We start from the raw sequence: 13,360 nt of genomic DNA, 5'->3' as shown, positions 1-13,360 counted from the left end.
TACTTTTGGAACAGCCCCTTATTCGTTCGTCAATTCTTTCGCTACAGCTCGCCCATCTCGAACCAGGTAGGCTGCAGCTTCCACCGTAATATGCTTACCGTTCTGGGCTTCAACCTCATGAAGGAAGGCTTCATAAGAACCATTATCCAGCTTCTTGAGTAAGCTGTTTGTGATTCCGGCATTGTCAATTAAGGAATGTTCCTGAAAGAGTGTTACTAACGCTTTCAGAGAGTTGACGTCTGCATAAGTAGAGAAATTAACCACAAATTTCTGTTCATTTCCCGCCTCATCCATTACGGTTACCGTGAAGGTATGGGCTCCTAACGGCAGTGTATAAAGCGGCACCACCGTCCCCTTCTCAATCTGCTGATCATTAAGCATTGCGGTGATTTTCAATCGATCTTCTTCGGACATCTCATCCACAGCTGTCCAGGCTAAATTCAGGGAATCTGCCCCTGTATAGTCTCTAGCGATCGGATCTGTCACCGATATGGTAGGTGCCGAGGCATCCAGTTTAAACACCAGAGATTTCGCTTCTTCTGTATTTCCGGATTGATCAAGCGACCGGTATAGAATCGAGTAACGGCCATCCTGGCTGAAGGTGAGTGAGTCTTGATATGCCAGCCAGGTATCCCCTCCATCCAGACTATATTCCGTAGATACGTCTTCAGAGCCATTTGATGAATGGAGCGTAACTGTTACTGGCTGTGTAAACCATCCATTCAAGCCATCCGGTTCATTCGGGCTCATGACGGCCGTGGTTTCAGGAGGAGTTCGATCGATATCGATTAGAGAAAACTTGATGTCATCAAACCACATTTCACTGAATCCGCCTACATAGAAACCTACCGTTCCAGATGCATTGTGTTTGATATCCGTTCCTTCAAGTCGAAGCTCACCGTTCACATATACACTAATCTCCGTACCTTCAACCCGTACGCGAATGTTGTACTCCGTGTCCGCCTTCAGATCCTCCTCAGGCAGGTTCATCGTTTTCAAAACATTCCAAGCTCCATCATATAGAAGCCATTGTGATGTGCCATCTGCCAGCTTCTTGTAGGCAATTTTACCTGATGTGCTACCCACGGAACGATCATAGACATACAGCGTTCCCGTTTCCGGCATAGCAGCTGGCATCTTCAGCGTGAAGTTAAGATCATAGTCCGTAAACTTCCTTGGATGATGAGCCGAAGCCCCTTTTAAAATTTTATATTTTTTGTTGCCGTCAACGTTTACTATGCTGCGGTTGGGGTCTACCGGCCATCCGTTCGCTCCGGAATCAAAATCTGTAAAGTGCATAACATCGGATACCTGAATACGTACGGCTGCAGTGGCTTCCGGATTGGCGACCGATGTTACGGTGATTTCAGCCTCCCCTTTCGCCAAAGCGGTTACCAGTCCGTTAGCGTCGACAGAGGCAATCTCCGGACGGGAGGAATGAAAGACGACCTCTTTATTCTCGGCATCAGACGGATCAAATTGAACATAAAGCTGCTTCTGTTCCCCGATTACCATATTAGCGCTGCTCTCACTAAGCAATAAACCGGACACTTCCGTACTTGGAACCTTGAATTTGATATCATCAAACAAGAGATCGCTGAAGCCCCCGGCATAAAACCCAACCTTGCCGGATGCATTGAATGTCGAATCACTTGCTTTCAGCTTAAGCATATTATCAACATACACACTAATCTCCGGACCCTTGACGACAATCTTCATATTATAAATGGTATCCGGCTGTAAATCGGGGGCAGGCAGTGAATTCAGCTTCACTGTAGCCCAGTTCGCATTATACAGCAGCCATGCAGATGTTCCGTTCGCATACTTCCGGTATCCAATCCTACCACCGTTTCCGCTTGGATTCAACCGGTCAAACACATATAATGTAGCATCATCCGCAATCACTTTCGGAGTCTTCAGCTTAAAGGTCAGCTCATAATTGTTATAATCATTATCGTTTAACGTAGTTGCTCCTTTAAGCAGCTTATACATATGGTTGCCGCCTTCAACCTCGACAATGCTCCGGTTCGGATCACTCGGCCAGCTGTTCCTGCCGTTCTCGAAATCGGTATAATCGATAATTCCATCTCCGACTTCGACCGTTACCTGTACCTCATCGCTTAGGTTCGGATTATCAACAGAAACTGCTGTGACGGTAGCATTCCCTATGCTAACACCCTTCAGATTTCCGCTTTGATCCACCTTTACAACAGAAGGGTCGCTCGAAGTGAACTGCAGCTTAGGATTTGATGCATTCCAAGGAAGTACTGCTGAATACAAAGAGTACGACTTACCAATCCCGAGGGTTACGTTCTCGTCATACAATCTGATTCCTTCGACAGCAATTCGATCCGAAGCCAGGTATGGACCAACTTTACCCACGGTTCCCATTTCGCTGAAAGGGATCGCTTGGAAGCCAGGTATCTTCGTGAACACTTCTGAATTCGCATTTAAATTCAAATCCCCGTCAGCCAGATTAACGAACCCAGGATCATGAGCTGTAATCCAGTTATTCGCATATTGAACCAGGTTAAATTTATCGTAAGCTCCCTGGTCATTCGTCGTACTGCTTATTTTTCTCGTTGGATTGTAGATCACATTGTTCTCAAATGTGTTGGTGTCCGGATAATAACGGTTTTCCGTGAAAAAGTCCGCCAGCTCCGGATATTTCTCCATATGTGGAGTCCCTTCGAAATTGTTGTTCTTTTCGAAAAGCGCCCGCCATTTTGGCATATAGTTCTTGGAGATTTGCTGTTCCGGTTTATCACCCAAGTACAGATCCGCATAATCATACGGCACTTTAGCATCGATAAAAATGTTGTTCCTGGTCTTGATATGAGCGCCTCCGTTATTTAAAATCGCAGAGTTACCCATTCCATTAAATATGTTCTCTTCAATGGTAATGCCCATTGTAAAGTTATCTGGATATACGCCTTGAACCCCAGCCAACCCTTCACCTATATTATGGAAGTAATTCCGACGGATCACCGATCCTCGTTCCTGAGGCGACTCACCCAGATTCATATAGATGGCACCAAGGTCCTGGAAGGTTTTGCAGACGTCATATATATTGTTATATTCCACGAGATGGTCATTACCAAAGATCAGCATTCCGGGATGGGGAGCATCATGAATTTCGTTATGGGAAACCTTGTTCCCTGCACCGGTCAGGAAGATGGCGGGATTATAGGCTTTATGATAGTAGGCAAAATCATGGATATGACTGTTCTCCACTACATTGTTGCCTGGCTCAAGCGTCTTTTTATCTCCCCCATTCAGAATGACCCCCGTGCCTCCAATATGATGAATATGAGTGCTTGTCACCGAATGATTCACTCCGTCGACTTTGGCGAAGTCGTTGTACAACCAGCGGCTCTGGGTATTAATCAATACGCCTCCATTGGAGAAATTGCGAATTTCGCAGTGATCGAATTTGACGCTGTCACCGCCCATAATGACTGCCGCCGAGTCACGGCCATTCTCCAATATCAGATCTTCAAAGGTCACGTGCGAGACATTGATTGCATTAATCATCGGGGTTTTAAGCATAGACACTGTAATCTCAGGTTGATCGCTTTCAAAGGACGCTGTAGGCATGAAGTAAAGAACGCCTTTATTCCGGTCGATGTAATACTCACCCGGCATATCCATCTCTTCAAGCAAATTCTGAGCGAAGTGGAAGTCCGGATACCAATTGGTAAACAGACCGCTCATCTCCCCGTATGCCAAAGTAATCGTCTTTTTACTTGTATCAATGGCAGCTACTTTGTTGTATGACCATTCCCAGCTATAGCCGAAAATACCGTCCAACCAAATATCATCCGCTTCTTTCCAGAGGTCTGGCCTTTCGTATGTGTAGGTAAAGGTACCTCCGCGTGTCTGCAGATCTGGATCATTGCGGGTGGGTCCGGGATCCTGGATGGTGCCCATCTGGACCGTTCCGTTGTTAGGCCAGCGGGCAAGCGTCATGCCTTGACCTTCGACATACAGCTCCATTGGAGGAACCTGGCTGACGTCATTGGCTTTATAATAACCGTGTCGGCTCATTACACCGTAATCGGTAATTCCCTGAGCCTTTAAGTCTGCCTGCAGGACTTTCGTTCTGGCATCCGGGCTGATGATTCGATTCAGAACCTTAGTGTCTGTTGCTGGAGTAAACCAGTTCTTTTGCAGCTCCAGTCCGCCGTTTAACCGCACGCTTTCTCCTGGATAGGCCTTGTAGGTTATCCGCTTATCCTCCGTGCCGGAATCCTGTTCCTCCAGAAGAAAGCTTTCACCTCGGCTATAGATGCCGCCTTTCAAATAGACCGTAATTCCGCCGTCAGGCAGCCCGGAACCCTGCTTCATTTGCCGAATCGCATCCCTTGCCTTTTCAAGCGTTCGAAAAGGAGCCGTCTCGGTTCCGGAATTCGAATCATCTCCATCATTCGAAATATAAAATACAGCACCAGGGTTCTGAGTGTCCTCTGCATACGCTCCGGCAACCGGCAGATAACCCGCCAGCAAGACAATGATCAATGACAAGATGATCCGTCTTCTCATCATCTTTAATAATCCCTCCCTATTACGTTCAATTTGATAAAATATAAATTTATCACTACCCTTTTACAGACCCAATCATGGTTCCTTTTTCAAAATATTTAAGCAAGAAAGGATACAATACAAGCACCGGCAGGGAGCTGACAATGACAGCCGCCATTTTCAAGCTCTCCGGAGCAGGCGGTTTAGTAAGCGTCGCCGTTGTAAACGGATCAAGCTTATTCTCGATAAGTATCTGGCGGACAACCTGCTGCAGCACGAATTTGGATGAATCGGTGACATAAAGCAAGTTATCCATAAATGCATTAATGTGATAAACCAGATTCCAGAGTCCGACTGTCACAAGAGACGGAATGGAAAGCGGGAGAAGAATGCGGAACAGTATCCGCAAATCCCTTGCCCCGTCGATGCGTGCGGCTTCGATCAGTGCGTCCGGAATCGAACGAAAGAACGAGATCATGACAAGTACGTGGAAAGCATTGGCTGCTGACGGAAGCACGTAGACCCAGTGTGTGTTAAGGAGATGCAGTTCTCTTATTAATAGGTACTGCGGCACAATTCCTCCATCGAAGATCATAGTGAACAACAGCAGCAAGACTAGCACGCGTTTCATGGGTAGATCCGGACGGGAGAGCGGATAAGCGGCACAGACGGTAACAAGAAGTGTTAACGTCGTCCCTACGACCATTCGGAACAGCGTATTTGCATATCCCGACCAAATTAAAGGATAATCCAGGAGCTCGCGGTATGCTTGCCATTCGAAATCCCGGGGATAAAAATGAAATCCGCTCCGGAGAGCTTCTCCCCTTCCGCTGAAAGAGACGGATATGACATGAATGAACGGGTATACGACGACGAGTGCCAGGATCGACAATGTAAGGTAGATAAAGGCAGGTGCAATTAGATCCTGCCATCTTTTTGTTCTCATGAATGTCTTCCTCCTGTCTTTACCATAGGCCACTCTCGCCACGGCTCAATTTTCTTACGGTATAATTAGCTCCCAGAATCAGCAGAAGCCCAACCAGCGATTTAAACAAGCCTATGGCCGCCGTGTAACTGTACTGGAACTGCTGCAGACCGACCCTGTATACATAAGTATCGATTACGTCACCGGTTTCATAATTGACCGGGTTGAGCAGATTGATGATTTGTTCAAAATTTGCGCTTAAAAAGCCGCCCAGACTCAGGATGAACATAATCGCGATGGTTGGCATAATGGATGGAATATTAATTCGAATGATTCGCTGCCACCGATTGGCTCCATCGATTACGGCCGATTCATGCAGCTCCGGATTGATTGCCGCTAAGGCAGCAAAGTAGATAATAGAGCCCCAGCCGATATCCTTCAGAATGGATGAAATGACCACAATCGGACGGAAATATTCCTTCTTACCCATAAAGAAGACGGGTTCCCCTCCGAACCATTTCACAATTTCTCCTACAACGCCTGACGTCGGGGATAGAAAATAAATGATCAGTCCGGACATGATTACCCACGAAACGAAATGGGGTAAATACATCGTCGTCTGGATAAATCTCTGGAAATATCTTGACCGAACCTCGTTTAGCAAGATCGCCAGAATGATTGGCGCGGGAAAAGAAAAGATCAGCTGATAGAGGTTCAGCAGCAGCGTATTTTTGAGTAATCGATAAAAATCGCCATTCTGAAACAGTTCCTGAAAATGGTGAAATCCTACCCACGGACTTCCCCATATCCCGTCAACTACCCTGAAATCCTTGAAGGCAATGACGACTCCATATAGAGGGCCATATTTAAATACGAAGAAGAACGCGAAGGCGAATAGAAATAGTAAGAGCAGCTCTCCGTGTTTTTTTATCGTTTTCATGACGCACTTCCTTGTAAAGCGAACCACTAAATCTCCCCGTAAGGGTTGTTTCAGCCCTTACGGGGGCTTAGGCCAAGTTCGGGTTATTTTTTAAACTGAGCTTGGTACACTTCATTGGCTTCTTTAGTTAATTCCTCGCCGCCCTTTGCCATCCATTCCGTGACGAATTTATCGAAATCATCCAGAGGAATTTCACCGCTGATGATTTGGGCGAAATATTTTTGCATGAGTGAAGTCAGATCTTGTTTGTATTTACCGTCAGAAGGCAGCGCCGAGAACAGAAGCGCATCGGTCCATCCAGGAGCAGATGAATAAGTTCTAATCGCCTCATTCAGCTTCGGATCGGAATATTTGTCCCTATAAGCTTGAGTTGTAATGTTACCGAAAGAGAACAAACGGACTCCAACTTGATCACGCTGCTCCTGCTTCTCGAAATTAGGCAGGAATTTTGTAGCTCCTGATGTAGCACCGCTCTCGACAAAATCCCATTGGGTTCCTTTTACGCCAAGGCTGGTCATATTGATCGTCTCTTCATCATTGCTCTGTGCCTGTAAAATTTCGAACAGCTTTTCAAGCTTCTCAGGCTGATCTTTCACTTTATTGCCGATAACGATAAAATTACTCTTTATTCCCCAATCCCATGATCCGTCACCACCAGGTCCCTTCGGATTTCTTGCAAACACCAGCTCGGAATCCGGGTTCAGTGACTTCATTTCCGTAACGATAGGAGATTCTGGCAGTGCACCTTTGGCAATCTGCTCCTCAATGACGCCAATCCGGTTATTATAGAGTTTCTTGCGGTATGAATCTTGTGTATCTGTGATAAATTCCGGATCAATGACCCCGTCCTTATACCACTGCTGAAGCTTCGCCAAAGCTTCCTTTGTCTCAGGCATGATCGATCCATTTATGATCTGACCATCTCTCTCCATCCACATCGTTGGTTCCACACCGAACGCCCCGAAGATGGAATAGAATCCTGAAGACCAGGTGGATGTAGCCGTTCCTGTTAAACCGTACGTATCCTTAACACCGTTACCGTCCGGATCCTTTTGTGCAAAGGCATAAACTGCTTCCTCGTACTCGTCCAAGGTCTCCGGCACTTTAGTGATTCCTACCTTATCCAGCCAATCCTTGCGCCATAACTGTGCTAAATCATATGGCTTCAAATCGATAAACATCGGAATTGCCCAGAGCTCGTTATTTACGCTAACGGTTTGGAACAACTCTTTCTTCTTCTCAATATCTGCGTAATACTCAGGCATTTTCTCTTTCAACATATTTGGATCAATGCTCATTAACACGCCTTGATTTTGGTAAGCGATTACATTCGAAGGGTCACCGAGCATGAATATGTCCGGCACTTCACCGGATGCGATGCTGGCATCCGTTACTTTCACCGGTTTGATCTTTACATTAAACTTCTGTTCCAGCCACTTTTGAACCTCAGAGTCATTTACGACTCCTTCAGCTGCAAAATGGATCCCCCATGTAATTTCGATCGGCTTGGACTGTGCTTCCGGCTTTTCTCCTGCAGCAGCAGGAGCCGGGCTTGCGGTCTCTGTCTTGGGATTGCATCCAGAAAGCAAGCTTGCTGCTAAACTTACTGTCAGTAAGATGGCGCTTACAAATTTGATTCTTTTCTTCAAAAGAACCTACCCCCTGTTATTTGATTTCGATTCGATGATCCGTGCCCCTAAGGTTATGACCCGGCCGGGTATTTATTGGGAACGGTTACACACCTAACCTTAAGCCTTCATCCCGGCGGTATACAATCATCTCATTCCGTTTTTATTATGTTTTTGGCGTTATTGGCCTTTTAAGGACCATGACGTTATTCCGTTTTTTATATGTTTTTCGATTTCTATCTGTCCGAATCCCGCTTATGTAAGATATAATTGGCATTGCACATCTGGTGAAAAATCATCCGGATTCTCATATGAAAGCGCTGCCACATTGGAAGCAAGGAGGATTGCCATGAGAGGACAAGTGAGTATTAAAAATAACTCTATGTTCGTTAAACTGCTGTTATCCATGACCGCCATTGCATTAATTACAGTCATTCTCATTTCTTCGGTCACATACATGATTTCGGCGGATAACAGTGTACGCAACTCCATTGGATACAATGAATCGGTCCTGACTCAGCAGCAGGAGCTTATTCACAAGGAACTGGCAACCATTAGGAATGCAGCTAATAATTTGCTAATGGCTCAATCCTACTTGTATCACACCATCGGAGGCAAACTCTCCGTAAGTTCATTAATCGATTTATCAGCTCTTGTGGAAGAACAAAAAAAGCTGAGTCCTTACATCGATTCTATTTATCTATATTACGACCCGCTGGAGCTTGTCCTTACATCACGCCCTGAGATAAAGACGTCTTCTATATCCAATTTTGCTGATCTGTCCTGGAAGGATAGCTTGAAACAAGACTCAGGATCCCGCACCGTGTGGTTAACCGGAAGGGAGAACGGTTTCTCTCCGAATAATCCTGCGACCTCCCTCATTCAAAAGATGCCACTAATCGGCCATGTGGAGGGCGCCATCGTCATTAATTTAAATCTGGATCGACTTTTCGCTGACTACTTAAGTCACTACAAGAACAAAAAAGGCACAACCATGGTGATCGGTCCACAAGGTGAACTTCTATACTCCGATTCTCTTGACAGAGAAACGCTGCTTCAGAAATTGAATGCAGGCCAGATCTCAGCTGATAATGGCTACTATATTAGCGATTCTGATCAGATCCTTACTTACACGAAATCGAATATTACAGGCTGGCGATTTGTCGATATTACCGAACGATCCGTCTTACTCCAGGGAATGAATCGTATTAAAACCATCGTTTGGGCCGTCGCCATCCTATACATAACGGCTGCTGTCGCAATTTCCTATTATTTATCGCGACGATTATATCGCCCTCTTCAAAGTGTAATTTCCTATATCGAGAGTTCTGAAGAATTCGAACGGCGCGAAAAATCAGGTGCCCCAACCCGTACGGACGAAGCCGGGTTTATCCGTCATTCATTTGAGCAGATGACTCATTACCGCGATAATTTAATGAAAGAAAAACGGAAAGTGGAGGATCTTCTCACCGGCAACCGTACAGCTATTAAGGAAAAATATTTGAACGATTTAATCCAGGGTGCCTGTCGGGATGAACCTGCAAACGGGTCCGACCTAGCGGCGGAGCTGCTTGAATTAAAGCTTGATTTCAATCGATTTGCCATCCTGATCCTAGAGCGCGAGGAACATGATCCGCTCAAGGGTTCAGATGATATTTTCCACTCACATCTGCTTCAATATGGACTAATAGAAGAGCTGGGAGAAGATATTGACGGAGAAATTTTTGTCAAAGACAGCAGGCATACGGTCATCCTTCTCTCCTTACAGCCGGATGTAGATGATACATATCCGATAGAACAAGCCAAGAGACTCAAACTGTATTTTTTAAGTCGTTATGGTATCTCTGTCACCATCGCTGTCAGCCGTGTTCACTCAGGAGAGCCATCCGTGAGTGCGGCTTACAACGAGACTCAGGAGGCACTAAACATGAAAATCTATATCGGTAAGGGTGAGATTCTTCCTTACTCTATCCTTGGTGAATGGAAATCGGAAGAAGGTTCCTACTATTATCCTTATGAGCTTGAATCGAAGCTGCAGCAATCCCTTTTGCAGACGGATAAGGAAGAATGTACTGCAGTGATTCGAGCCATCACCCGGAAGGTTCTGGACCAAAGGCTGGGCAGAGCTAATATTAACCACCTGTTTGTGCAATTAAGTGGCGAACTCGTAAAAACACTCGTTCAGACCGGTGGCGAGGTGACCGCTGTTTTCGGCGAAAAATCATCCTATACAGATGCCCTGGCGCGCGCAGAAACCGTGCAGGATATGGAAGAATGCATCTTAATGATATGCAGTAAGATCATTGACTACCATCAAGAGAAACGCTCTAAAATGACGGATGTGACGCTTCAGCTGGCAACGGAATTCATGGACAACAACTACAACAATAATATTTCTGTGGATAACGTGGCGGAACATGTAAAACGGAGCTCATCCTACTTGGGACGCATATTCAAAGAATCAAAGGGAATGACCGTCAATGATTATCTCATCCAGCTTCGCATCAAACGGGCAATGGAGCTGTTGAAGCAGACTGGCGCGTCTGTGGAAGAGATCTGCAGAGAGATCGGTTACGCGAATGTGAGCTATTTCAACAAGATGTTTAAAGCAAGAACAGGACATACACCGGGACAATTCCGACAGCAATACGCAGCAGAGCAGCGCCTTGCCCTGGGAAAGGATCCAAAGTCATCCTGATTCCGTCAAAATACAGCCCAAAGAGACGTTCTTACTCCGACTCTTTGGGCTGTATTTGGATATGTAATAAACTCGAAATATTATATTTCCTTTGCCTGTCGATACGCATTCACATAAGCGGCAGCTTTCTTTCGAATCAGTGAATAATCCTGTGCTTTCACCGCGTCATTCGTCAAATCGGAGCCGATCCCTACCGCTACTGCTCCCTCTTTAATCCATTCGCCAAGATTCTGAAGCGATACACCACCGGTTGGCATGATATTCGCCTGCGGTAATGGGCCTTTGATCACCTTGATTACGGATGGGCTATACAGGTTGCCTGGAAATAGCTTAACGATATCTGCTCCAAGTTCAAGAGCTTCTTTTATTTCCTTGACCGTCATCACGCCTGGCATAACCGGTACTCGATATCTATTACATAAAGCGACCGTCTCTATGCTAAGGCAAGGGGACACTACGAATTCGGCACCGCTCAGAATCGCCGCTCGAGCCGTTTCAGAGTCAAGCACTGTCCCTACACCAATAATTGCATACGTTGACTCATCCGGTGAATTCCATTTGTATTTTTGAGCCAGCTCCTCAATAGCCTTGAGTGCAAAGGGAACTGTCATGGTAATTTCAATCACTTTAATTCCACCCGAGATAGCTTCCTCAGCCATGGCAACAACTTCTCCTGCCGTTTCTGCGCGAAGTACCGCAACGACACCTTCCTGAACAATCTTCTGGATAAGCTGAATTTTCTTCATATGATCTCCTCACCCGTCTTATTTATTTAATCAGAGTTCATCAAATTGCGAATCCATTCGGTATTTTATTCAAACATATCTTTATCGTTCAATATGCGCGTTACCTGCAAGCAGCCGCTCGATTTGTGCTGCACTAGGGAGACCTTCCCAATCACCCACTGTCTGGATTACCTGAGACCCGATCAAATTACCGACTCGAACGGCTTCCTCAAGGCTGTATTCCCGTAATAAGCCGGCAAGAAATCCGGCACAAAAGCCATCTCCGGCTCCCACAGTATCGATTACCTGATCGACTTTAAAATATGGAACCACTGACATTTTACCGTTCTCCAGAATATAAGTTTTGTCCTCGCCGCCTTTGATAATGCTTACAGCAGACAACTCACTGAGCCTCGAAAATATCTGATCCGTCGATTCCGTCTCGTACAGCAGCTTCAATTCATCTAACCCTGGCAAGAAATAATCCGCTTTCAAAGCTAGCGGAAGAATAACCTTTTGGGCAGCTTCTATATCCCATAGTTTTAATCGTAAATTGGGGTCGAAGCTCACTTTGACTCCATGCTTCCTGGCTATGTCCATCGCTTCTGCTGCTGTCTCAGCGCAGGAGGTGCTTAACGCAGGTGTGATTCCGGTAATATGCAAAATTTTTGCGCCCGCAATGTACTCCTCATCCAAATGCTCAGGAGTCATCTTGCTTGCAGCAGACAGCTTACGGTAATAATAGACAGAGCTTTTCCCAGCCGCATGCTCCCGAATCATTAATCCTGTTGGAGCCTCATCTGTGAACGAAGCACGTGTAACATCTACACCTTCTCCCCTCACCGTCTTATATATCCGATGCCCGAACGGATCATTACCTAGTCGCCCACACCATCCTGCTGAATGCCCAAGCCTCGACAACCCGATCGCAACATTCGTCTCAGCCCCGCCAAAGGATGGCGTCAAATTTGATGTGTATTCAAGACCTTTTCCTCCCGCGGCAATCAACAGGCCCATACTTTCTCCAAAGGTAATCACTTCCGGATAAGAATGCTGATTATTCATACACCTTCACCGTCTCTTTCCTCTGATCGATATTTATATCATAATATCTTCTATTCTATGTTAGCTGTATTTATGAAGCTATTATATATTTAACTCCCCCCATCCTATTATCTCTTAGTAGTAATCATAGCACAGCAGGATGTGTAGAAATACGCATTATTTTCTATAAAGCTGCCGAACAGGTTTCATTCTCGCTTGATTATTACAGTGTCATCGCCTGGCCATACCTCGCAAGAAACGCTTCTTTATCTTTATAATCCTTCATTACGCTGCCGACAAGACGCCAGAAGGAACGGTCATGATTCATATGCACGAGATGACAGAGCTCATGAATGACAACATAATCAATGACCTCAATCGGTGCCATCGCAAGCCGGTAATTAAACGTAAGATGTTTCGCTGAATTACAGCTTCCCCACTTGGTATGTGACTCCTCGATTTTGAAGGATTTAGGCGTGACCTTCAGCTGCTTCTGATAGATTTTGATACGTTCTCCGATCACTTTCTTGCAGCTTGTGAAGTAGAACTTTTTCAGATCTAGCTGAAGTTCTTCAAGGCTTCGTCCATTCGTATCGATTAATTCATGCAGAAAGTAATACTGACCTAAATGCAGGAACTTCCCTTCAGCTTCGTATGCCTTGACCTTCGTTTCGGCCCGGGAAGCCTCAATCGCGTGCAGTTGCTGCAATATTTGATCCCCATGCCGTTTTACCGCATGGATTAACAATTCATCTCCTGTATGCGTTGGGGCCTTTACCGTAATCCACCCATTCGGGTCAATATGGATCGATATCTTCTTACGTGGACCATATTCCACATGGACTTCTATTTGCTCTTGCCCTAATTCTATTTTCATCA

At 45.6% G+C, this 13,360-nt stretch carries 8 protein-coding genes; 1 reads left to right on the top strand and 7 read right to left on the bottom strand.

Annotated features, from left to right (window positions below):
• Positions 1–18: 18 nt before the first annotated feature.
• The 4 genes from BN1234_RS02850 to BN1234_RS02835 form a co-directional block, all read right to left on the bottom strand.
• On the bottom strand, positions 19–4,545 hold the full coding sequence (locus tag BN1234_RS02850; protein WP_054955151.1) for an Ig-like domain-containing protein: 4,527 nt from the start codon (positions 4,543–4,545) through the stop codon (positions 19–21).
• Between the two features lie 52 nt (positions 4,546–4,597).
• Positions 4,598–5,467, bottom strand: a complete 870-nt coding sequence (locus tag BN1234_RS02845) for a carbohydrate ABC transporter permease (protein ID WP_054955150.1) — start codon at positions 5,465–5,467, stop codon at positions 4,598–4,600.
• Positions 5,468–5,486: 19 nt separating this feature from the next.
• A complete protein-coding gene (locus BN1234_RS02840; protein WP_054955149.1) occupies positions 5,487–6,386 on the bottom strand; it encodes an ABC transporter permease in 900 nt (299 codons plus the stop codon).
• An 83-nt stretch (positions 6,387–6,469) separates the two neighbouring features.
• On the bottom strand, positions 6,470–8,035 hold the full coding sequence (locus BN1234_RS02835; RefSeq protein ID WP_054955148.1) for an extracellular solute-binding protein: 1,566 nt from the start codon (positions 8,033–8,035) through the stop codon (positions 6,470–6,472).
• A gap of 328 nt (positions 8,036–8,363) precedes the next feature.
• On the opposite strand from BN1234_RS02835, the gene BN1234_RS02830 reads away from it, so the two are divergent.
• On the top strand, positions 8,364–10,712 hold the full coding sequence (locus BN1234_RS02830) for an AraC family transcriptional regulator (protein ID WP_054955147.1): 2,349 nt from the start codon (positions 8,364–8,366) through the stop codon (positions 10,710–10,712).
• An 80-nt stretch (positions 10,713–10,792) separates the two neighbouring features.
• Here the strand turns inward: BN1234_RS02830 and BN1234_RS02825 are convergent, their stop codons facing one another.
• The 3 genes from BN1234_RS02825 to BN1234_RS02815 form a co-directional block, all read right to left on the bottom strand.
• Entirely contained in the window at positions 10,793–11,458 is a 666-nt protein-coding gene (locus BN1234_RS02825; RefSeq protein WP_054955146.1) for a bifunctional 2-keto-4-hydroxyglutarate aldolase/2-keto-3-deoxy-6-phosphogluconate aldolase, read from the bottom strand.
• Between the two features lie 81 nt (positions 11,459–11,539).
• Positions 11,540–12,502, bottom strand: a complete 963-nt coding sequence (locus BN1234_RS02820; RefSeq protein ID WP_054955145.1) for a sugar kinase — start codon at positions 12,500–12,502, stop codon at positions 11,540–11,542.
• Positions 12,503–12,704: 202 nt separating this feature from the next.
• Entirely contained in the window at positions 12,705–13,358 is a 654-nt protein-coding gene (locus BN1234_RS02815; RefSeq protein ID WP_054955238.1) for a M48 family metallopeptidase, read from the bottom strand.
• Between the last annotated feature and the right edge of the window lie 2 nt (positions 13,359–13,360).

This window comes from Paenibacillus dakarensis, from assembly GCF_001373415.1.
Lineage (GTDB): Bacteria > Bacillota > Bacilli > Paenibacillales > Paenibacillaceae > Paenibacillus_AQ > Paenibacillus_AQ dakarensis.
Note: the sequence above shows the minus strand (reverse complement) of the source record. Positions and strands in the feature narration are given on the sequence as shown.

Excerpts from the sequence above, each read along its gene's own strand:
- BN1234_RS02850 (WP_054955151.1), bottom strand. The coding sequence starts at position 4,545 with ATGATGAGAAGACGGATCATCTTGTCATTGATCATTGTCTTGCTGGCG.
- BN1234_RS02845 (WP_054955150.1), bottom strand. The coding sequence starts at position 5,467 with ATGAGAACAAAAAGATGGCAGGATCTAATTGCACCTGCCTTTATCTAC.
- BN1234_RS02840 (WP_054955149.1), bottom strand. The coding sequence starts at position 6,386 with ATGAAAACGATAAAAAAACACGGAGAGCTGCTCTTACTATTTCTATTC.
- BN1234_RS02830 (WP_054955147.1), top strand. The coding sequence starts at position 8,364 with ATGAGAGGACAAGTGAGTATTAAAAATAACTCTATGTTCGTTAAACTG.
- BN1234_RS02825 (WP_054955146.1), bottom strand. The coding sequence starts at position 11,458 with ATGAAGAAAATTCAGCTTATCCAGAAGATTGTTCAGGAAGGTGTCGTT.
- BN1234_RS02820 (WP_054955145.1), bottom strand. The coding sequence starts at position 12,502 with ATGAATAATCAGCATTCTTATCCGGAAGTGATTACCTTTGGAGAAAGT.
- BN1234_RS02815 (WP_054955238.1), bottom strand. The coding sequence starts at position 13,358 with ATGAAAATAGAATTAGGGCAAGAGCAAATAGAAGTCCATGTGGAATAT.